Source organism: Acidithiobacillus concretivorus, assembly GCF_018853445.1.
In the GTDB taxonomy this organism is placed as follows: Bacteria; Pseudomonadota; Gammaproteobacteria; order Acidithiobacillales; family Acidithiobacillaceae; genus Acidithiobacillus; species Acidithiobacillus concretivorus.
Genome location: NZ_JABELD010000044.1, coordinates 1 through 20,172, shown reverse-complemented (window position 1 = coordinate 20,172; position 20,172 = coordinate 1). Strand labels below are relative to the sequence as shown.

24 protein-coding genes are annotated in these 20,172 nt (G+C 53.0%); 5 read left to right on the top strand and 19 right to left on the bottom strand.

Annotated features, from left to right (window positions below):
• Nucleotide 1: 1 nt before the first annotated feature.
• The 16 genes from phoU to HJG40_RS06260 all read right to left on the bottom strand — a co-directional run bounded on the left by phoU (nucleotide 2) and on the right by HJG40_RS06260 (nucleotide 13,761).
• Nucleotides 2-715 carry a phosphate signaling complex protein PhoU gene (gene phoU, locus HJG40_RS06335; RefSeq protein ID WP_215863402.1) on the bottom strand — a complete coding sequence of 238 codons (714 nt, stop codon included), beginning with the start codon at nucleotides 713-715 and terminating at the stop codon, nucleotides 2-4.
• A gap of 12 nt (nucleotides 716-727) precedes the next feature.
• On the bottom strand, nucleotides 728-1,495 hold the full coding sequence (gene pstB / locus HJG40_RS06330) for a phosphate ABC transporter ATP-binding protein PstB (RefSeq protein WP_193649940.1): 768 nt from the start codon (nucleotides 1,493-1,495) through the stop codon (nucleotides 728-730).
• A gap of 256 nt (nucleotides 1,496-1,751) precedes the next feature.
• Nucleotides 1,752-3,080 (bottom strand): phosphate regulon sensor histidine kinase PhoR, encoded by a 1,329-nt coding sequence (phoR, locus tag HJG40_RS06325; protein ID WP_215863401.1) that lies wholly within the window; start codon nucleotides 3,078-3,080, stop codon nucleotides 1,752-1,754.
• A gap of 43 nt (nucleotides 3,081-3,123) precedes the next feature.
• Nucleotides 3,124-3,840: a phosphate regulon transcriptional regulator PhoB gene (gene phoB, locus HJG40_RS06320; protein WP_215863400.1), complete on the bottom strand. Its 717-nt coding sequence runs from the start codon at nucleotides 3,838-3,840 to the stop codon at nucleotides 3,124-3,126.
• A 114-nt stretch (nucleotides 3,841-3,954) separates the two neighbouring features.
• Nucleotides 3,955-5,217, bottom strand: coding sequence for a DEAD/DEAH box helicase (locus tag HJG40_RS06315; RefSeq protein WP_215863399.1), 1,263 nt, complete (start codon nucleotides 5,215-5,217; stop codon nucleotides 3,955-3,957).
• A 186-nt stretch (nucleotides 5,218-5,403) separates the two neighbouring features.
• Nucleotides 5,404-6,453 (bottom strand): tRNA 2-thiouridine(34) synthase MnmA, encoded by a 1,050-nt coding sequence (gene mnmA, locus HJG40_RS06310; RefSeq protein ID WP_215863398.1) that lies wholly within the window; start codon nucleotides 6,451-6,453, stop codon nucleotides 5,404-5,406.
• Between the two features lie 12 nt (nucleotides 6,454-6,465).
• On the bottom strand, nucleotides 6,466-6,660 hold the full coding sequence (gene iscX / locus HJG40_RS06305; protein ID WP_142086378.1) for a Fe-S cluster assembly protein IscX: 195 nt from the start codon (nucleotides 6,658-6,660) through the stop codon (nucleotides 6,466-6,468).
• Nucleotides 6,660-6,998, bottom strand: coding sequence for an ISC system 2Fe-2S type ferredoxin (gene fdx, locus HJG40_RS06300; protein ID WP_215863397.1), 339 nt, complete (start codon nucleotides 6,996-6,998; stop codon nucleotides 6,660-6,662). The genes iscX and fdx overlap by 1 nt, the downstream gene beginning before the upstream one ends.
• Entirely contained in the window at nucleotides 6,999-8,864 is a 1,866-nt protein-coding gene (gene hscA, locus HJG40_RS06295) for a Fe-S protein assembly chaperone HscA (protein ID WP_215863396.1), read from the bottom strand.
• A gap of 102 nt (nucleotides 8,865-8,966) precedes the next feature.
• Entirely contained in the window at nucleotides 8,967-9,584 is a 618-nt protein-coding gene (gene hscB / locus HJG40_RS06290) for a Fe-S protein assembly co-chaperone HscB (RefSeq protein ID WP_215863395.1), read from the bottom strand.
• Nucleotides 9,584-9,907, bottom strand: a complete 324-nt coding sequence (gene iscA / locus HJG40_RS06285) for an iron-sulfur cluster assembly protein IscA (RefSeq protein WP_215863394.1) — start codon at nucleotides 9,905-9,907, stop codon at nucleotides 9,584-9,586. The genes hscB and iscA overlap by 1 nt, the downstream gene beginning before the upstream one ends.
• A gap of 10 nt (nucleotides 9,908-9,917) precedes the next feature.
• Entirely contained in the window at nucleotides 9,918-10,343 is a 426-nt protein-coding gene (iscU, locus tag HJG40_RS06280) for a Fe-S cluster assembly scaffold IscU (RefSeq protein WP_215863393.1), read from the bottom strand.
• Between the two features lie 24 nt (nucleotides 10,344-10,367).
• On the bottom strand, nucleotides 10,368-11,633 hold the full coding sequence (locus HJG40_RS06275; protein ID WP_226857249.1) for an IscS subfamily cysteine desulfurase: 1,266 nt from the start codon (nucleotides 11,631-11,633) through the stop codon (nucleotides 10,368-10,370).
• 18 nt (nucleotides 11,634-11,651) lie between these two features.
• Nucleotides 11,652-12,143: an Rrf2 family transcriptional regulator gene (locus HJG40_RS06270; RefSeq protein WP_215863392.1), complete on the bottom strand. Its 492-nt coding sequence runs from the start codon at nucleotides 12,141-12,143 to the stop codon at nucleotides 11,652-11,654.
• 54 nt (nucleotides 12,144-12,197) lie between these two features.
• A complete protein-coding gene (cysE, locus tag HJG40_RS06265) occupies nucleotides 12,198-12,944 on the bottom strand; it encodes a serine O-acetyltransferase (protein WP_215863391.1) in 747 nt (248 codons plus the stop codon).
• Between the two features lie 49 nt (nucleotides 12,945-12,993).
• Nucleotides 12,994-13,761 carry an RNA methyltransferase gene (locus tag HJG40_RS06260; RefSeq protein WP_215863390.1) on the bottom strand — a complete coding sequence of 256 codons (768 nt, stop codon included), beginning with the start codon at nucleotides 13,759-13,761 and terminating at the stop codon, nucleotides 12,994-12,996.
• Nucleotides 13,762-13,911: 150 nt separating this feature from the next.
• Here HJG40_RS06260 and HJG40_RS06255 point away from each other — a divergent pair, with 150 nt between their 5' ends.
• Nucleotides 13,912-14,709, top strand: a complete 798-nt coding sequence (locus HJG40_RS06255; protein WP_215863389.1) for an inositol monophosphatase family protein — start codon at nucleotides 13,912-13,914, stop codon at nucleotides 14,707-14,709.
• A gap of 25 nt (nucleotides 14,710-14,734) precedes the next feature.
• Here the strand turns inward: HJG40_RS06255 and HJG40_RS06250 are convergent, their stop codons facing one another.
• A complete protein-coding gene (locus HJG40_RS06250; protein ID WP_215863388.1) occupies nucleotides 14,735-15,598 on the bottom strand; it encodes an ATP-binding protein in 864 nt (287 codons plus the stop codon).
• Nucleotides 15,599-15,661: 63 nt separating this feature from the next.
• Here HJG40_RS06250 and HJG40_RS06245 point away from each other — a divergent pair, with 63 nt between their 5' ends.
• From HJG40_RS06245 to argA, 4 genes are all read left to right on the top strand, one after another.
• Nucleotides 15,662-16,213, top strand: coding sequence for a septation protein A (locus tag HJG40_RS06245; RefSeq protein ID WP_215863387.1), 552 nt, complete (start codon nucleotides 15,662-15,664; stop codon nucleotides 16,211-16,213).
• Between the two features lie 51 nt (nucleotides 16,214-16,264).
• Nucleotides 16,265-16,567 carry a YciI family protein gene (locus HJG40_RS06240; RefSeq protein ID WP_024893514.1) on the top strand — a complete coding sequence of 101 codons (303 nt, stop codon included), beginning with the start codon at nucleotides 16,265-16,267 and terminating at the stop codon, nucleotides 16,565-16,567.
• Entirely contained in the window at nucleotides 16,564-16,875 is a 312-nt protein-coding gene (locus HJG40_RS06235) for a BolA family protein (protein ID WP_215863386.1), read from the top strand. Before HJG40_RS06240 ends, HJG40_RS06235 begins: the two co-directional genes overlap by 4 nt.
• Before the next feature lie 67 nt (nucleotides 16,876-16,942).
• Nucleotides 16,943-18,250, top strand: a complete 1,308-nt coding sequence (argA, locus tag HJG40_RS06230; protein WP_215863385.1) for an amino-acid N-acetyltransferase — start codon at nucleotides 16,943-16,945, stop codon at nucleotides 18,248-18,250.
• 10 nt (nucleotides 18,251-18,260) lie between these two features.
• Here argA and HJG40_RS06225 read toward each other — a convergent pair whose 3' ends face one another.
• Nucleotides 18,261-19,226 (bottom strand): LabA-like NYN domain-containing protein, encoded by a 966-nt coding sequence (locus tag HJG40_RS06225; protein ID WP_215863384.1) that lies wholly within the window; start codon nucleotides 19,224-19,226, stop codon nucleotides 18,261-18,263.
• Between the two features lie 6 nt (nucleotides 19,227-19,232).
• Nucleotides 19,233-20,172, bottom strand: a 940-nt coding sequence (locus HJG40_RS06220) for a dihydroxy-acid dehydratase domain-containing protein (protein ID WP_215863383.1), incomplete at its 5' end; no start/stop codon positions are given.

Sequence of the window (20,172 nt, the reverse complement as noted above, 5' to 3'; positions counted from 1 at the left end):
ATTATTTCCCCTGGAGGCTTTGCTCTACCTGATCCAAGGGAAGATGCCGGACATTTTTGCCCTTGGCAAGATAAATCACATACTCACAAATATTACGGGCATGGTCGCCAATACGCTCTATGGCCTTGGCAATAAACAGGGCATCAATAGCTGGAGTAATGGTGCGTGGGTCTTCCATCATATAAGTAATCAGACGACGCAGGGCAGACCGGTATTCCTGATTGAGGACCTCGTCTCCCTTGGCAATGGCAATGGCCTGTTCAGCATCTGCCCGAGCCAGGGCATCCATGGCACGGCGCAGCATGTTCAGCGCATAATCCGCCATGACGCCCACATCACGCATGAAAGCCGGATTGGAATTGCGTGTCCCATGGCCCATGGCCAACACCATATCGGCAATCTTGCTGGCCTTATCGCCCATGCGCTCAAGATCGGCAATACTTTTGATGAGCGTCATGACCAGACGTAAGTCCGAGGCCGCCGGTTGGCGCATTGCGAGGATATTGATACATTCCTCCTCAATCCGAACTTCATAACCATTGACCTCATGGTCCCGAGCTACCACTTCCCGGGCCAGGTCATTATCCCCAGTCTGCAAGGCGCGAATGGCATTGCTGATTTGTTCTTCAACGACGCCACCCATCGCCAGAACCAGCGCATGAACTTCGTTCAAATCATCATTGAAACGTTGGGAAATATGCTGATCTTTATCCATGTTCAGTTCTCCTTAACCATAACGACCCGTGATGTAATCTTCCGTCTGCTTCTTGGCCGGATTGGTAAATAATTGGTTGGTCTGGCCAAACTCGACCATTTCACCAATATACATAAAGGCCGTGTAATCAGACACGCGCGCAGCCTGTTGCATATTGTGGGTCACAATGAGAATGGTGAACTGATTGCGCAATTCACTGACCAGTTCCTCAATTTTCAGGGTAGCTATCGGGTCGAGAGCGGAAGTAGGCTCATCCAGCAAAATCACTTCGGGTTTTACCGCAACAGCGCGGGCAATACACAGACGTTGCTGTTGTCCTCCGGAAAGACCCAAACCACTGGTCTTGAGTTTATCCTTGACCTCGTCCCAGAGAGCGGCCTGACGCAGGGCTTCTTCTACCCGCTCATCCATTTCCACCTTGCGAAGTTTTTCGTAGAGTTTGATGCCGAAGGCTATATTATCGTAAATCGACATCGGAAAGGGCGTTGGCTTTTGAAACACCATGCCGATTTTGGCACGCAACATATTGACGTCCATACTGGGGGAAAGAATATTTTCGCCATCCAGCAACACCTCACCGGTAGCGCGCTGCCCGGGATACAATGAATACATCCGGTTAAAGACTCGTAGCAAGGTCGACTTACCACAACCCGAAGGGCCAATGAAAGCAGTAACCTGTTTTTCCGGCATCTCCAGATTGATATCCTTGAGGGACTTGTTACTGCCGTAGTAAAAATCCAGGTGGCGAACAGCAATTTTGGTATTTTGAAGTTCCGACATTAACGCGGGCTCCTGTCTTTAATAAGAAAACGTGATCCAAGGCTCAAAACCAACACGGCGAGAGTAGCCATTAACGCACCCGCCCAGGCAAGATTTTGCCACGCATGGTAAGGACTTATGGCAAACTGAAATATTTTCGGCAGCACACTGACGCCAACATATTTTGTATTCATTATAATTTTCAAGTTAATACGCAACCTTCCAGGGTGATGCCCACTGCATAGACAGTCTACCATAGCAGGTTTTTATTACCGTTTTATGACAGACTTTCACCGTTGCCAACACTACGCGCCAGAGACAAGGGAAACTGTGCGGTAAATACCGTTCCCTGGCCAATTTCACTATGTACTTCCAAATGGCCCTGATAGCGTTCTACCGCATGGCGAACAATGGCAAGTCCCAAACCTGTACCCCCCATCCGCCGGGATCTTCCCTTGTCCACCCGATAAAAACGTTCGGTAATTCTTTGCAGATGTTCGGCAGCAATCCCGTCTCCAGTATCTTGTACCATCAGCCTGAGCATATCAGGACCACGGCCCCAGCTGATGCTAATACTGCGCCCAGCGGGGGTGTACTTGATAGCATTTTCAAGGAGATTACGAATAATACTGGTTAAGTCTACCTGTTCTGCAAAAATACCCAGATTCTCGTCCAGCTGGGTGTAAATTTTCAGTCTTTTTTCGGATATATTGGGCTTGAGCGTATCCAGCACACCCTCAATCAGTGCACTGAAAATGACAGTATCACAGCGCTCTGGTTCGGCTTCAGCCGCCTCCATACGCGCCAGTGAAAGCAAATCTTCAACCAGGGATTGCATCCGCAGGGTTTGCTGCTCCATCAAATGCAACTGACTGCCTACTTCTTCGTCTTCGGCCAGCGGACCATCCAGCAAGTTTTCAAGGAAGCCCCGCACAACAGTCAATGGACTACGCAGTTCATGAGAGACGTTGGCCACAAAATCCTGGCGCACCTGCTCCAATTGGCGAATGCGGGTCACATCCCGAAAAATCACCAAGGCTCCAGCATCGGCCAAAGGATAACGTACCCCCTCCAAAAGCAACTGGGCATCTGATGGGGCAGCCAATTGCAAACTTGAAGGACCCTCACCGCTCAAAAATGCCCGCAGATTGGGAGTACGCAACCAGAAAGCCAGAGGTTTGCCAACATCATCGGGCCATTGCAATTGCAAGAGGCGAATACCTGAAGGATTAACCCAGACCAATTGGCCGCGCTCATCCATGAGCACTACCACATCTGGCATTGCCTGGAGCGCATCGCGTAGCTGCAGAATCTGGGCGCTTAACTGACGTTGTCTGGCCTCCTGATCCCGCCGCCAGTGATAACCGTCGGCAAATGTTTCTTCCCAAAGCCCTCCAGCGAGGGGGGGAAGATGGGTATCGGGATTACGGAACCAGGCACTGAAACTTTGGGACTGTTGCCGATGCCAGGCAACCCAGATGGCCAGAATCAAGGCAATGATAACGGGAGGTACATAAGACCAGGCACGTAAACTGTCTGCGGCCAGAAAAAGGGGAATCAGAGCCCATATGGCCAGCGGGTAAAACCAGGCGCGCAAAGTTTTCACAAAAACAAAAGAGAATTTTTCAGAATCTTATGTGGTGCCACGATCATACGTCACCGACCACTGCACTACATCGATAACCCTCACCACGAACCGTTTCAATCAGGGACGCGTGGCCGTATTCGTCAAGAACGCGCCGCAAACGGCGGATATGAACATCGACAGTGCGCTCTTCGATAAAACTTTGCCGGCCCCAAATCTGATCCAACAACATGTCGCGAGAAAAAACCCGATCTGGATTGGTGACAAACAGGCGCAGCATACGAAATTCCGTGGGACCCAGGTGCAGCTGCACATCTTTCACATAAACCCGATGCGCACGCAGGTCTACATGCAACTCCCCCAGCTTCACCACACCGGCAGCATTATTACCATAACTGCGGCGCAACAACGCGTTGACGCGCGCCACCATCTCACGTGGTGAAAAGGGCTTGGCCAGGTAATCATCTGCCCCCGATTCCAGGCCATGCACTCTATCTCCTTCCTCACCTCGGGCAGTCAGAAGGATAATAGGCAGTTTTTGGGTTTCTTCGCTACGCCGCAAGGCCCGACACCAGGCGAGACCATTTTCACCCGGTAGCATCCAGTCCAGAATAACGAGCTGAGGTGCCCAACTCTGTAGCGCCGGCTCAGCGGATTCAACGCTGCCTTCGCAACGCACCTCAAAGCCCTGACGCTTCAGAGTAACCCGCAACAATTCTTGAATGCCCTCTTCATCCTCAACGACCAGAATGCGTGCAGAGGAAACCTTCTCTTCTTCCATGTCTGCCTTTTCTTGGGTTAACGCCCCTTCCCTCAGCATTGTGACTGATCAGCACGGGGTCTGCCAAGCTGAAAAACCGGACAAACATGATCCAGCAACATTTATGAGCGGACTTTATCGATCCCGAAACCGATTTCCGCCACCAGCCGGACGTGAAGGCGCTCGGCGCTGAGCACCGGGCGCAGCCGGACGGCGCGCATGCGGCACATGCGGGTGGCTGGAAAAGCTTTGCTTGGGCTCGAACCCCACAATGGTTTCCTTGGTAAAAGAGCGCTTTAAAAGCTTTTCTACGTCCGATAACTGTTTACGCTCATCTACGCTGACCAGAGAAACCGCCTGACCATTATTTCCTGCGCGGCCGGTACGCCCAATCCGGTGGACATAGTCTTCCGGCACATGCGGCAGTTCAAAGTTCACCACATGCGGTAATTCATTGATATCAATGCCCCGTGCAGCAATGTCCGTAGCCACCAGCACCCGCACCTTACCTTCCTTGAATTCAGCCAGCGCACGAGTACGGGCACCCTGGCTCTTGTCACCATGAATGGCCATGGCCTGCATACCCCCCTGGGAGAGATGTTTCGCCAGTCGATCCGCACCATGTTTGGTACGCGTAAACACCAGCACCTGATGCCATTGATGTTCACCAATAAGATGGGTCAGGAGTTCTCTTTTACGCTCCTGATCAACGGCCAGAAAGCGCTGAGAAACCGTATCGGCAGTCGCGTTGCGACTGGCCACTTCGACACTGACCGGATTATTCAGAAGGCCGTCTGCCAGCGTTCTGATTTCCGGCGAAAAAGTGGCGGAAAACAACAAGTTCTGACGTTTTTTGGGCAATACTGCCAAAATACGGCGAATATCCCGAATAAAACCCATATCCAGCATTCGATCCGCTTCATCCAGAACCAGAATTTCAACATGCGACAAATCCACACTGCGTTGCTGAATATGATCCAGAAGGCGCCCTGGTGTGGCCACCAGCACGTCCACACTGCGTCGCAATTTCTGCATTTGTGGATTGATTTTGACGCCACCAATCAGAATCATGGAGCGGAGAGACAAATGTCGCCCGTAAAGCTGCACACTTTCTTCTACCTGAGCAGCCAGTTCCCGGGTAGGGACCAACACCAGGGCTCGCACGCTGGAGGGACCATGAAACGCAGTTTCCGACGTGGCGGCCAGTTTATGGAGAATCGGCATGGCAAAAGCAGCGGTTTTACCCGTGCCGGTTTGCGCGCCTGCCAGCAAATCCACACCTGACATGACTACCGGTATGGCCTGTTCCTGAATAGGTGTGGGGGTGGTATAACCGCGTTCCGCTGCGGCACGCCAAATGGGCTCGGAAAGACCGAGAGATGCAAAATCAGACGACATGGGATTTACTCCAAAACACCGGCCTCGCCGCTAGGGCGTCAGTCTGGGCAGACGCTTCTCAAGGTGGGGACCAATGCAAAGGGCCGTCATATAGACTGTATCATGACGACGAGCAGACAATATCAGAATATCAACATAAATACGAGAATAAAATGAGTTAATCGGCAAATTTCGCCGTTAAACCTTCTATCTTATCCAGCCACCACCGATCAGACGCTCACCCTGGTAACACACCGCTGCCTGACCGGGGGTAATGGCGCGTTGTGCTTCATGAAAGCGAATTTCGGCACGACCATCTTCTTTGAGTAGCAACAGACCCGGCTCCGGGCGTGAACGATACCGCAATTTGACGGTGACATGGTGTTCATCTGAGGCAGATAGAGTCGTCAGCCAGTTGCAGTCCTGCAAATAAGCCTGAGGCTGATACAATTCAGTTTCACTACCAACGCGCACCTGATTACTGACCGGATCCAGGGCCAGCACGTAGCGCGGTTGACCACTGCCGCCACCCAGACCTTTGCGCTGCCCTACAGTAAAATTGAGGGTTCCGGAATGATGCCCGATCACTTGACCACTGCTATCGACCATCTCACCTTCCTGCTCCATATCAAGGCCGGCATAATCCGCCAGGAAACGCCGATAGTCTCCGTCAGGAACAAAACAGATATCTTGGGAATCCTGTTTGGCTGCCACCGGCAAACCGTGCCGCCGGGCTAGGGCCCGAACAGCGTCCTTATTCATTTCACCCACTGGGAAACGCAGCTGTGGCAACAGACCAGCATTCAGAGCGAACAGAAAATAAGACTGATCTTTTGCTGCGTCCTCACCCCGCAGCAAAGACATCCCGAAAGGTGTTTCCTGAAGACGGGCATAATGACCCGTACCCAGAATTGTCGCACCCAGCTTTTTACCTTCTTCCAACAGGGCATCGAACTTGAGAAACTGATTGCAGCGGGCGCAGGGATTGGGCGTTCGCCCCGCCTGATATTCTGCCACAAACACGTCCACTACCTGCTGGCGAAAAGCCTCGCGATAATCCAGAACCTGATAAGGGATATTGAGCTGGGCACAGACTTCGGCTGCGTCTTCAATATCTTTCTCGTCGCAACAACGACTTTTCGGCCACAGGCGCATGGTGACGCCGATCAGATCATAGCCTTGTTCCTGCATAAGAATCGCCGCTACCGCTGAATCCACACCACCGGAAAGTGCCACCAATGCCTTGGGCGCCGCCATGTTAATCTGTCCTTAGTCCCGCTCTGCCAGCCAGGCCATCTGGATGGCTTCAAGAACCCCTTCGCTGGACTTTTCAGGATCATCATCAAAGTCTGCAAGTTCCACAATCCAGCGATGCAAATCTGTAAATCGAAGCAACTGCACATCCGCATCGGGATGCGCTTCATCCAGCGCGAAAACAATATCCATGGTATCGTCCCAGTGCATTAGTGCCGCTCCTTTTCCAGATTGATGGTGTACTTGGGTATTTCAATAACCAGAGGGGTTTCTGCCACTTTGGCCTGACAACTCAGACGCGAAGTGGGCTCCAGACCCCAGGCTTTGTCGAGAAGATCCTCCTCTTTTTCTTCGGCTTCTACGAGGCTGTCAAAACCTTCCCGCAAAATGACATGACAGGTTGTACAGGCACAGGACATTTCGCAGGCATGTTCAATCGCTATATGGTTGCGCATGGCCGCAGCAATAATGGTTTCCCCTGGCTCCGCCTCAAACTCCGCCCCTTCAGGGCAAAGTTCAGCATTGGGTAGTACTTGTATTTTAGTCATTTACTCTCCCAGATCATCTATGGAACGGCCGGCAATAGCCCGCCGCAAGGCACTATCCATGCGTCGTTGCACCAGAGGTTCGGCTGCAGCTTCCACAGCCTCGGCGGCTTTACTGATGGCCTCTGCATCACTGCCGGCCAGACACTGCTCTAAATGCTGACTGGCGACATCCAATTGGGCTTTTTCGTCCGCTTGCAGCAAGGCAGCATCCGCAGATAAGGCACTTTGCAAGGCCTCGCGCACCCGTTCTCCTTCCACCCTCGCTTCAGAAAGGCGTCGATGTGCGACGTCATCAGCCCCATGCGCAAAAGAATCCTGAAGCATACGCGCAATTTCTTCGTCATTCAGGCCAAAACTGGGTTTAACCAGCACCTCCGAACGCACGCCCGTACTGCTTTCTTCGGCCGACACCGTTAATAGTCCATCGGCATCAACCTGAAAGGTAACCCGAATCCGGGCAGCCCCGGCCACCATTGGGGGAATCCCCCGCAAACTGAACCGCGCCAGAGAACGACAATCCTGCACGAGGTCTCGCTCGCCCTGCAGCACATGAATACTCATGGCCGTTTGCCCGTCCTTGAAAGTTGTGAACTCCTGGGCTTTGGCAGCGGGAATGGGGGTATTACGGGGAATGATTTTTTCCACCAGCCCGCCCATGGTCTCCAGACCCAATGAAAGGGGCAGAACATCCATCAACAGTAAGTCTTCGCGCTGATTGCCCACCAACGCATCAGCCTGAATGGCCGCACCCAAAGCCACAACCTGATCAGGATCAATATCTGTCAATACGGGCTGCTGAAAAAATTCGGCCACCAGACTACGCAGGGCCGGAACTCGGGTTGCCCCCCCCACCAGCACCACACCGTCCACCTCCGCCACTTTCAGGCCCGCATCACGCAGGGCGCGCCGGCAGGCCGGCAGGGTGCGCTGCAGAACAGGCTGAATGAGGGTCTCAAGCTGGGTTCGGCTCAAGTGAATGACTTGCGGAGCACCCCCCGCAGCATCCAGCGTAATCTGAACCTGATCCTGATCTGTCAGCGCCTCTTTGGCCTGCCGCGCCTGCTGCAAAATTTGACGACGCCGGAGTGGATCATCCAGCTGAGTGCCCCCTTCCGCCATCAACCACTCAGCAATGGCGTGATCCATGTCATCGCCACCCAGGGCCGTATCGCCGGCAGTTGCCAACACTTCAAACACCCCCGCCTGCAAGCGTAAAATGGAAATGTCAAAAGTGCCGCCGCCAAGATCATAAATGGCAAAAAGACCTTCACTTTTTTTATCCAGTCCATACGCCACCGCCGCCGCCGTAGGCTCGGCCAGCAGGCGCAAAACATTCAAGCCCGCAAGTCGGGCAGCATCTTTAGTAGCCTGCCGCTGCGCCTCATCAAAATAGGCCGGCACGGTGATGACGGCACCTTCGGGCTCAGATCCCAGCGTTTCCACCGCCAGTGCTTTCAGAACCTTAAGAATTTCGGCAGAAACCTCAACGGGAGACTTTTCACCCGCTCGGGTGCGCAGGCGAATCATGCCTTCAGCGGGTACCAGATCGTAAGGTAAATGCCCGGCCAGGAGCTGAACGTCTTCATGGCCACGCCCCATAAAACGCTTTACCGAAGCAATGGTGTTATGAGGATCCTGACCCGCTGCAGCCTGCGCTGGATAACCCACAACCACTTTGTCGTCTTCGCAGTAGCGCACCACCGAGGGCAACAAATATTGCCCGTCATGATTGCGCATGACTGTTGGCAGCGCCGACAAAACGGAAGCCACCAGCGAATGGGTAGTTCCCAGATCAATCCCGATAGCCAGCCGCCGCTGATGCGGATCAGCAGCCATACCTGGTTCTGCAATTTGCATTAACGCCATGCTATAGCACCTTGTTTATTAATGATAAAAAGCTCTGGGTATGGTCCCTGCAAGGTCAATACGCCAGGCTTATCTTAAAAATATCGTGTGACGCAGCCAAAACTACAGATTTTGCAAAGATTCTTCGCCACGATCAATTTCAACCAGGAGTTTGTCCAGAAACTGCAACTCACGCAGTACAGATCCAGCCTCGTCCACCTGTTCACAGGGCAGTTTTTTCAAGAGGATATGAAGCTTATTTACGGCTTTGGATGAAGCGTCTTCCACCTCTCCGCGCAAATTGTCCAATCCGTTCTGGTCTCTGCCTGCAAGCACTTCTTCCAGACGCTCACGATATATCATCTGGGTCATCAACAGTGACGGATCAGCCACCTTGACCTGTTCTCCAAGGGCATCAATTCCCTGACGTTGCAACACATAATCGGCACGCTTCAGGGGATCACGCAGTACCGCCAGCGCTTCATTCAGCCGGGTACTCCACTCCAGGGAAAACCGCCGGGTCGTCGCGTCTGCCTGGGCAAAGCGGTCGGGATGCAGGGTTTTCTGCAACTGCAATACCTGACTCCGTAATGCCTGCAAATCCAGATCATAGCTTTCCGGCAAACCGACCACATCAAACAGGGATAACTCCGCCCGAAAGGGCTGAATAGCTCCACAAGAATGACAAAGTGCGGGGGGAGCATTGAGCTCCGCCCCGCACTGAATGCATACCTCTGCCATCAGGTCGTGAAGCTCTCGCCGCAGCCGCAGGCGTCCTTCACATTAGGGTTGTTGAAACGAAACCCTTCATTCAGGCCTTCACGGGTAAAATCCAGTTCCGTCCCGTCCAGATATATGAGGCTTTTCGGATCCACGAACAGACTCACATCATCATGGGGAAAAACCATATCTTCCGGGTTAGGGGCATCCACAAACTCCATCACGTAGGATAAGCCAGAGCAGCCGCTGGTTTTGACACCAATTCGGATTCCCAAGCCCTTACCCCGTTTGGCAATGCTTTTGCGCACCTGCTGGACCGCACTTTCTGATAAAGTCAAAGCCATGACCGTATCCTTAATGTGCCACCTGGGCGGCAGCCACTTCAGCTTGACTGTGCCCGGCACCCCGCTTGCTGCGATAGTCTTCCACAGCCGCTTTGATGGCATCTTCTGCCAACACAGAGCAGTGGATTTTGACGGGTGGTAATTCCAGTTCTTCGGCAATATGACTGTTTTTGATCGTCATAGCCTCGTCCAGAGTTTTACCTTTGACCCACTCAGTAACTAATGAGCTGGAGGCAATGGCCGAACCGCAACCATAAGTCTTGAACTTGGCATCTTCGATAATGCCCTGCTCGTTCACCTTGATTTGCAGACGCATGACGTCTCCACATGCGGGCGCGCCCACCATGCCGGTGCCGACCCCGCTATCATCCTTATCCATCGCCCCAACATTCCGGGGATTTTCGTAATGATCAATCACTTTTTCGCTGTATGCCATGACTATTCTCCTTGCGTGAGAGCCTTAATGTGCGGCCCACTGAATACTGTTAAGATCTATGCCTTCCAGATGCATTTCCCAAAGCGGGGACAACTCCCGCAATTTGCCCACTTTGCCCGCAATCAACTCGATAGTGGCATCAATTTCTGCCTCGGTCGTGAAGCGCCCAATACCGAAACGAATGGAACTATGGGCTAATTCGTCAGATTTACCCAGCGCCCGGAGCACGTAAGATGGCTCCAAACTGGCTGAAGTACAGGCTGAACCGCTGGAAACCGCAATTTCCTTCAGAGCCATGATCAGAGATTCGCCTTCGACAAAGGCAAAACTGATATTCAGGTTATGCGGAACCCGATGTTCCATACTGCCATTAATATAGGTTTCTTCAACACGATCCTGAATGCCTTTGAGCAGACGATCGCGCAATTTACCAATTCGTTGGGCATCAGCACCCATTAACTGAACGGCCAATTCAGCCGCTGCTCCCATACCTACAATCTGGTGTGTGGGCAAAGTGCCTGAACGCATACCCCGTTCGTGACCACCACCATGCACCTGAGCTTCTACGCGCACCCGGGGCTTGCGCCGGACATACAGGGCACCGATTCCTTTGGGACCATAAATCTTGTGTCCTGACAAGCTCATCATGTCCGCCTGAATGGCTTCTACATCTACCGGCACCTTACCCAGCGCCTGCACCGCATCTACATGGAAAAGCACCTTGTGTGCCCGCAAAATCCGGCCAATTTCTTCCATGGGCTGGATGACACCGATTTCATTATTCACGAACAGCACCGAGGCGATAATGGTATCTGGGCGAATGGCGGCTTCAAACGCCTTCAGATCGACCAGACCATCTTCCTGAACCTCCAAGTAGGTAACCTCAAAACCTTCCCGCTCCAACTGACGGCAAGTGTCCAGCGTCGCTTTATGCTCGGTGCGCAGGGTGATAATGTGCTTGCCCTTACCGGAATAAAAATGCGCCGCGCCTTTCAAGGCCAGATTAGTAGCCTCTGTTGCGCCTGAGGTCCAGACAATTTCCCGGGGATCCGCATGAAGCGCATCCGCTACCTGCTGACGGGCTTTTTCGACAGCCTTTTCTGCTGTCCAGCCATAAGCATGAGAACGGCTCGCCGCATTGCCAAAATCATGGGTCAAATAAGGCAGCATTTGTTCCAACACCTGAGGATCTACCGGCGTGGTCGCCTGGTAATCCAGATAAATGGGACGATCCGGGTCAATCAGCAAGGGTTTCTTGCTCTCCAGGTCGATAATTTGGGGTTGATTCATTTTCTGCACCTCACGGTATCAAGCGGTATCATGTGTCGCCGAACGCGATACATGGTGATTTTGCATACGCACCGGCACACCCTGCGCCGATTCTTTTTGTAAATGTCGGGCAACCAGATCACCTAAGGTGATACCCCCGAGAAAACTGGCGATACGCTCGCCCAATTCTTCCCACAAATCATGGGTCAGACATTGTTGAGCATCACCTTTGCAGCTGTTTTGCGATTCACCACCACACTGGGTTGTGCTGATGGATTCATTAACCGCCTCGACAATCTTGGTCAGGGGAATTTCTGAATCCGGCACAGCCAGCCGATAACCTCCACCTGGCCCACGCACACTTTCAATCAGCCCGAAGCGCCGCATGCGTCCAAACAACTGCTCCAGATAAGCCACCGATATTTGCTGACGCCGGGAAACATCCGCTACCGTCACCACGTCCTCACTCTGATGCAAAGCCAAATCGAGCATGGCTGTTACGGCATAGCGGCCTTTCGTCGTCAATTTCATATCAGGTAACCTCTGCTGCACATCCTACTATCTGTACTAATTTAGTCAAGTATTCTATTTTGAAGTTCCCTGTTCAGCAGAATCCGGCTCTGCTTCCAGAGAACAGGCGATTTCCTCGACCGGCATCAAGGCTTCACGCGGCTGTAATTGTTGCAATCCAGACCTGATCTGGGTGATCTCGGCATCCTGACGATGCATGTGTTCGAGCATGCATTCTATTGCGCGCGCTACCGGATCAGGCATCTGCCCGGTCAGTCCATAGGCCTCAAAATTATCCGGGTGTTGCTCCCCTTTATTCACTACCCGGCCGGGAATACCCACCACCGTCGCCCCTGCCGGAACCGATTTGACCACGACCGCGTTGGAACCAATCCGAGCCTGATCGCCAACCATAATGGGTCCCAGCACTTTGGCCCCCGCGCCGACAATCACACCATTACCCAATGTGGGATGACGCTTGCCCGGTTGCCAGGACGTTCCACCCAAGGTAACTCCGTGATAAAGCGTACAATCATCGCCAATTTCTGCCGTCTCACCGATCACTACACCCATGCCATGATCAATAAAAAAGCGTTGCCCGATGCAGGCACCAGGATGAATTTCAATGCCCGTCCAAAAACGGGAAAAAGCCGCGAGACTCCTGGCCAACAAGCGCCAGCGCCGTTTCCAGAGCTCATGGGCCAGACGGTGCATAAACAGGGCATGCACACCAGGGTAGGTCAACAAAACCTCAAGACGATTGCGGGCGGCAGGATCACGGGCAAATACGGCATCCAGGTCAGCACGCCAATGACCAGCCATTTGTTATGTTCCTCCCGATTTACGCGCCCTTGTCAGTCCGCATTAAAGACTATCCCGACCCTTTTTGTCTACTATTCGTCGCCCATCGCTGTATTTCGGTGAGAATGCCACGCAGAATGTTGACTTCATTAGCGGTAGGCCGCGCCCGGTCATATAAACGGCGCAGACGTCGCATCATCCGGATGGCACGAATTTCCTGCAAAAAACCACTTTGCCGCAAAACCTGCTCCAGATGACCATAAAAACCTTCCATATCCTCCATGGGCGCTGCTACTTCAATGCTTGTTGCATCAGTATCAGCGCACCATTCCGCCGTTGTGCAGCGTGTCGCCATGTGCAGTTCGTAAGCCAGAACCTGCACCGCCTGACCAAGATTCAGGGAATGATATAATTCCGCCGTGGGGATATTCACCAGAACCTGACAATGATCCAGCTCCTCATTGCTGAGCCCCGTGCGCTCACGGCCAAAAACCAGCGCACAGTTTCCGGCAGCAAGCTCCGCAACCATTTCCACAGCCGCCTCGCGAGCATCCAGCACAGGCCACTGAATGCGGCGATCCCGGGCACTGGTTCCATAGACCTTGTGACACCCCTGCAAGGCTGTAGCCAGATCTGCCGTGACTTGCGCCCGTTCAAGAACATCCTCGGCACCTGATGCCAGTGCTGTCGCTTCAGGATGGGGAAAAAAACGTGGATTCACCAGGACCAGATGTTGCAGTCCCATCACTTTCATGGCGCGGGCAGTGGCGCCAATATTGCCAGGATGACTGGTTTCCACCAGAACCACCCGCAGCCCCTCCAGAAATTTTGTACTCAAGCTAGGTTACTCCTGATCACGCTCTGGTAAATTTGATAGCAAATGGTAGTTTAACCTGAAGGCTTTTTGCGATTATTCGCAGCGCTATTCGTGCGGTCATTGTCGTTCTCCTTTATAATGGACCCAATTTATTTTCCCATAAGGGTTCTCATGCAGCATCCCATACTCGTTACCGCTATCCGTGCCGCCCGCAAAGCCGGCGATATCATCAATCGCAGTTTTGCCCGAGTCAACGAAATTACCATCACCAATAAAGCGCACAATGACTTTGTGACCGACGTGGATCAACGCGCCGAGGCCGCCATTGTCGAAATCGTCCGCCGCGCCTACCCGGATCATGGCATTCTGGCCGAAGAAGGTAACCGGATTCCTGACAAGGATTTTGAATGGATTATTGACCCTCTCGACGGCACTACCAATTTCATTCACGGCATGCCACAACTTTGTGTTTCCATTGGTATTAAACATTTTGACCGGCTGGAACATGCCGTTATTTATAACCCCATCCACGATGAACTGTTTACTGCCACGCGCGGCGGCGGCGCCCATCTGAATGATCGCCGCCTGCGTATTGCCCAACGCAAAGATCTGGATGGCGCGCTTCTGGGTACCGGATTTCCTTTTCGGGATTTCTCCTATCTAGACACCTATCTCGCCACCTTCAAGGCCTTCATGCTAAAAACTGCAGGTATTCGGCGCCCGGGTTCCGCCGCTCTGGATCTGGCTTACGTGGCCGCCGGCCGTTATGACGGATTCTGGGAATTCAACCTCAAACCCTGGGATCTGGCCGCAGGAGCACTGCTGGTTCAGGAGGCCGGAGGGGTCGCTACCGACTTTACGGGGGACCAGGGATTTCTGGAAAATGGCAACATTGTGGCAGGCAATCTGCGCGTACATGCGCAGATGCTCCACATCATCAGTCAGGAAATCAACAAGCCCAAGGCCTGAAAACCCGCAGCTCGGGCGCAGCGTTTTACTGTCCTGCCAATGACCTTGATCCGGCCCAGTGCCGGGCAAACTGGCGGGCTACCCGGCCGCTGCGGGAACCACGCTGCAGTGCCCAGCGCAGGGCTTCCTCCTGCCATTGCTCAGGATCTGCCGGCATATTCAGACGCTGCATATGGATCGCGCAAATATCCAGATACATTGCCTGATCAAAGGGATAAAAGCCCAGCCACAAACCAAAACGCTCAGATAAACTGATTTTTTCCTCAGCTGTTTCGCCCGCAATAATCTCATCGCCATGCCGGTGATATTCTTCATTGTCAGAAAAATGTCGGGGCATGAGATGACGCCTATTACTGGTGGCATACAAAAGCACATTGTCGGGCCGCGCTTCCACACCGCCATCCAGCAGTGATTTGAGGGCTTTGTAGCCAGGATCATCAGAACCAAAAGACAAATCATCACAAAACAGGGCAAAGTGATAACGCTGTTCGGGATCAGCAGCCTGCAGGGCGGCCAGTATTTCCGGCAAATCGAGAATACCATCCGCATCTATTTCAATCAGACGCAGGCCCTGATCGGCATAACGCCGCAGCAAGGCTTTGACCAGGGAGGACTTTCCCGTTCCCCTTCCGCCCCAGAGCAATGCGTCATTGGCCGGGAAACCGGCCACAAACTGCCGGGTATTCAATTCCAGGGCCGCCTTGGTTTCGTCAATACCCAACAACTCATCCATATCCGGCAAATCCACCCGGCTAACGGCCTCCAGACGCCCACCCAGAGGCAAATGTCGCCAGCGCGCCGCCTTGATGCTGGCGAAATCCGGCAAGGGATGATCACTGCTATCCCCCAGCAGCGCCGCTAAACTTTGAAGCAAATGCTGACGTTCCACTGTCCATAAACTCCTTTCTGTGATTAGATAGCTGCGTTCCACTCTATATTACTGCGTCCCGTCATGAAACTGCTTACCGACTTTTTGCCCATTATCCTCTTTTTTGTAGCGTATAAGATTCATGGTATTTATACGGCTACAGAAGTGCTGATTGTTGCCGCCATTGTGCTCATGGCCTGGCAATGGTGGCGGCGTGGGCGCATTGAGACAATGACCTGGGTCTCTACGCTGCTGATCCTGATTTTTGGTGGCCTGACTCTCTATTTTCATAATGATACCTTCATCAAGGTCAAACCCAGCATCCTCTACCTGCTTTTTGCCGGAGTCCTGTTGTTCACCCATTGGCGGGAACAGCCTCTGCTCGAACGCCTGATGGGTGGTCAACTGCCAGCCACTTTGCCGCAATCGTTCTGGCGACGCCTCAATATTTACTGGATCACGTTTTTTATTTTTGGCGCGGTCCTGAATCTGGTGGTGGCCTACAGTTTTTCGACAGGTATCTGGGTAGACTTCAAGCTTTTCGGTATGCTCGGCATTACCATCATTTTTGTGCTGTTCCAGGCCGTGGTCATTTCCCGGGCACTTCCCCAGGAAATTAAAGACAGTGACTCGTGAACGCCGATGCTGGAAACACCCATACCGCTCATTCATTGATAGGACAAGCTTATGTATTACTGCATCATTGGCACCGATAATCCGAATTCCCTGAGCAAGCGCCAAAACGCCCGGGGTGATCATCTGGCGCGCCTGCATCAGTTACAATCTGAAGGACGACTGCTGACGGCCGGCCCTTTCCCGGCGGCTGATACGGAAGAACCCGGCGAAGCGGGATTTACCGGCAGTCTGATTATCGCCCGTTTTAATTCTCTGGAAGAAGCCCATGCCTGGGCGGCCGCCGAACCCTATCTCAGTGCTGGCGTCTATGCAGATGTCAGTGTTCGTCCCTACAAAGGAGTGTTTTTACCATGAACAAGCAAGTGCTTGAACATCTCATTGAAGATGCCCTTCATCCCGAGTTTCTGGAAATTAAAGATCGTAGTGAGGCCCACAGTTCGCACGAGCAATCCGACGGTGGTGGTCACTACGAGTTACGCATTGTCTGCCATCAGTTTGAGGGTATGGCGCCCCTCGCCCGTCACCGGCTGGTCAACGCGGCGACGGAGTCAGTACGGGAAAAAATTCATGCCTTGGCAGTCAAGGCGTATACCCCCGAAGAATTTGCCGCACTGAACCAACCCAAAACCCGGCGCCCGACCATCTCCCTGAATACCCAGTAACGTACCGGACAACCATCATTGCTGACTGACAATAACGACTTTGCGCTCGATATGGCAGGGACAAAACATGCCTATTGATAGTTTTGTCCGCAGTTTTCGCGAGTCTTCCCCCTATATCCATCGCTTCAGGGGGCAGACTTTCGTCATCAATTTTGGTGGCGATGCCATTGCTGATGGCAGTATTCGTGGTCTGGCCCATGATATTGCCCTGCTCAACAGCCTGGGGATTAACGTGGTGCTGGTTCATGGCGCCGGTCCACAAATCGATGCGGCTCTGCAAGTTCATGGCTTACAAACGCAGCGCGTCAATGGTAAGCGCATTACCAGCCCCGAAGCCATGCAGGTTCTGCGGGAAGCGGTAGGCGGCGCGCGGCTGGTGGTGGAAGCAGTGCTATCTGAAGGACAAATGGGTTCGCCCATGGCGCATGCCGGACTTCAGGTGGTCAGCGGTAATTTCATTATTGCCCAGCCTTTGGGTATTCTCGAAGGGGTGGATTATCAAAGTACCGGGCAAGTACGGCGGGTGGCTAACGAGGCCATGGAACGGCATCTAGCCGCTGACGAAATTGTTCTGCTTTCACCTATCGGGGTTTCTCCTACCGGAACTCTGTTCAATATCCGTGCTGAAGAAGTAGCTGTCGCTGCGGCCATTGCTTTGGGTGCGGCAAAACTGGTTTTTTACATGGACGAGGACGGGATTCTGGATGGAGAAGGAGAACTCCTGCGGCAACTGACCTCTTCAGAAATTCCGAGCCTGCTGGACCGCCCAAATATTACGGCAGATGCCCGCGAGCATCTACTGAGTGCCGGAACAGCCTGTGCTCGGGGCGTAGAACGTGTTCATCTGATTTCCCGGCATGTGGATGGTGCCCTGCTCCGCGAACTGTTTACCCGTGATGGCCTGGGCACGCTGATATCCAGGGATTCCTTTGAGCACATGCGGATGGCCACTGTCACCGATATTCCCGGCATTCTCGCTTTGATCAGGCCGCTGGAAGAAAAAGGGATTCTGGTGAAACGCAGTCGTGAACGCCTGGAAATGGAAGCGGATCATTTTGTGGTCATGGAACGGGACGGCAAGATTATTGGCTGCGCGGCCGTCTATCCTTATCCCGAACAGGGCATGGCAGAGGTCGCCTGTCTGGCGGTGGATAGCCGGTATCGTCGTCAGGGACGCGGTGAGCGGCTGATGGCGTTTTGTGAGAACTGGGCCAGAGAACGGCAATTGTCACAGATTTTTGTGTTGAGCACCCAAACTACCCACTGGTTTCTGGAGCGCAAATTCCGCCAGGGAACCCTGGAGGAACTTCCTGTTCCACGGCAGCAACTCTATAATTTCCAACGTCGTAGTCAGGTTTTTTTCCAGATTCTCTGAAAAAACGGGTTTAAGGCGTGGTCTCCTCGAGAACTTCTGGTTCGACTGCTTCCTCAGCTTCCCGAGTCTCTGCAAAATGCAGTTCTTCGCCGCGATCCATGGTCTGCCGTTCGGGTTGTTTGCTCATACCGCCACTACGTCCGTCATAGCGATTGACTACCGTACAGCGTCGAGCAATGAATCCGCCTTTTTCGGTTTCACTGGGCTCAATATCAAATTCGAGAATAATATCCCGACTGGGGAGTTCGTCTGTATCCAACTCGCGGGGCAAGTCGGAAATATGCACAAAAGCCGATTCGTAGGGAGAGTCCTCATGACGCGTATCTGTCACCCAAAGTCGGGCGGAGATATTGGTCAGAAAACGAATAAAACCAAAGCCGCGCTCGGCTTCCCAACGAATACAAATACCACGAATACGAGAGCCCATTTCTCCCCATGGGACTCGTACATCGCCTCGGGTCGGGAGCAAACCAGGCACTAGATAACCCGAATAAAAAGCATCAGCTTCGTGCTGCAACTCTCTGGAAACATTGCGAAATGCCAGAACCTCGACTCGGCATCCCTTATTTTGCAGCGCCCTGACTACCTGGAGAAAATCACCATCTCCAGTCACCAGCAGCAACTGATCCAGTCGTTCGGACTGAAGCATGACATCAACCGCTAGGTCCAGGTCGGCATTGGCTTTTGAAACCCGGTTACCCTCATCATCCACAAACCAGCGCACGGGTTTTTCAATGATTTTCCAACCCAGGTCACGAACCGCCTGTTGGTAACTGCGAATACCTTCACGGTACTCACGGTCACTTTTCATGCGTTCCCCGTCCACGGCCATATAGGTATTCAGGCGCAGCAGACGCGCCTGGTCTTCACGCGCAGCGAAGCGCCGCAATACGTCATAACGCATGGCATAGCCACCGTTATAACGCACATTTTCCGCATCTACATAAACACCAATATGCAATTCACCATTACTCATGAATAATCAGGACTCCAAAATGGCGCCATTGGCCGCATTGGTAACCAGCTTGCGATAACGCCGCAACCAGGGAGACGACAAAGGTTTTTCAATGGGCACCCAGTGCTTGCGGCGCTCGGCCAGTTCTTCATCACTCAAATCAACATGAATTTTACCATTGTCCAGGTCCAGAGAGATGATATCACCGGCTTTCAGCAAACCGATCGGCCCGCCTTCAGCGGCCTCAGGAGAAATATGACCAATACAGGCACCACGGGTAGCACCACTGAAACGACCATCAGTAATCAAGGCCACGCTTTCACCCAGTCCCATTCCCATGATATTGGCGGTTGGGGTCAGCATTTCCGGCATACCGGGACCACCTTTAGGTCCTTCATAGCGGATAACCACCACATCGCCCGCGTGCACCTCGCCCGCCAGAATCCCTTCGGCAGCACCATCCATGCTCTCAAAAATTTTGGCTGGGCCTGAAAACCGACGCATTTCCGGAATAACCGCACCAATTTTGACAATGCCGCCCTCAGGAGCGAGATTACCGAAAACCACCCGCAGCCCCCCCGTCGGAGAAATAGGATTATCCGCCAGACGAATGATTTTACTGTCCTTGACGCTCGCTTCCGAAACAATTTCACGGAGGCTCTGGCCGCTGACCGTTGGCTTGTCCAGATGCAGTACATCGGGATTACGCTTGTGGACTTCGTGGAGGATGGCGGGAATACCCCCTGCCCGACCAATGTCCTCAATATGCACGGTGGATAATGCCGGGGAAACCTTTGCCAAATAGGCGACTTTCTGCGCCAGATCATTGAGGCGGGACAGCGGATACTGGATGCCTGCCTCGCGGGCAATGGCAAGGGTATGCAAAACCGTATTGGTAGAACCGCCCATGGCCATATCCAGAATAAATGCATTATCGATGGCATCAAAATCCACTAGCTGACGCATG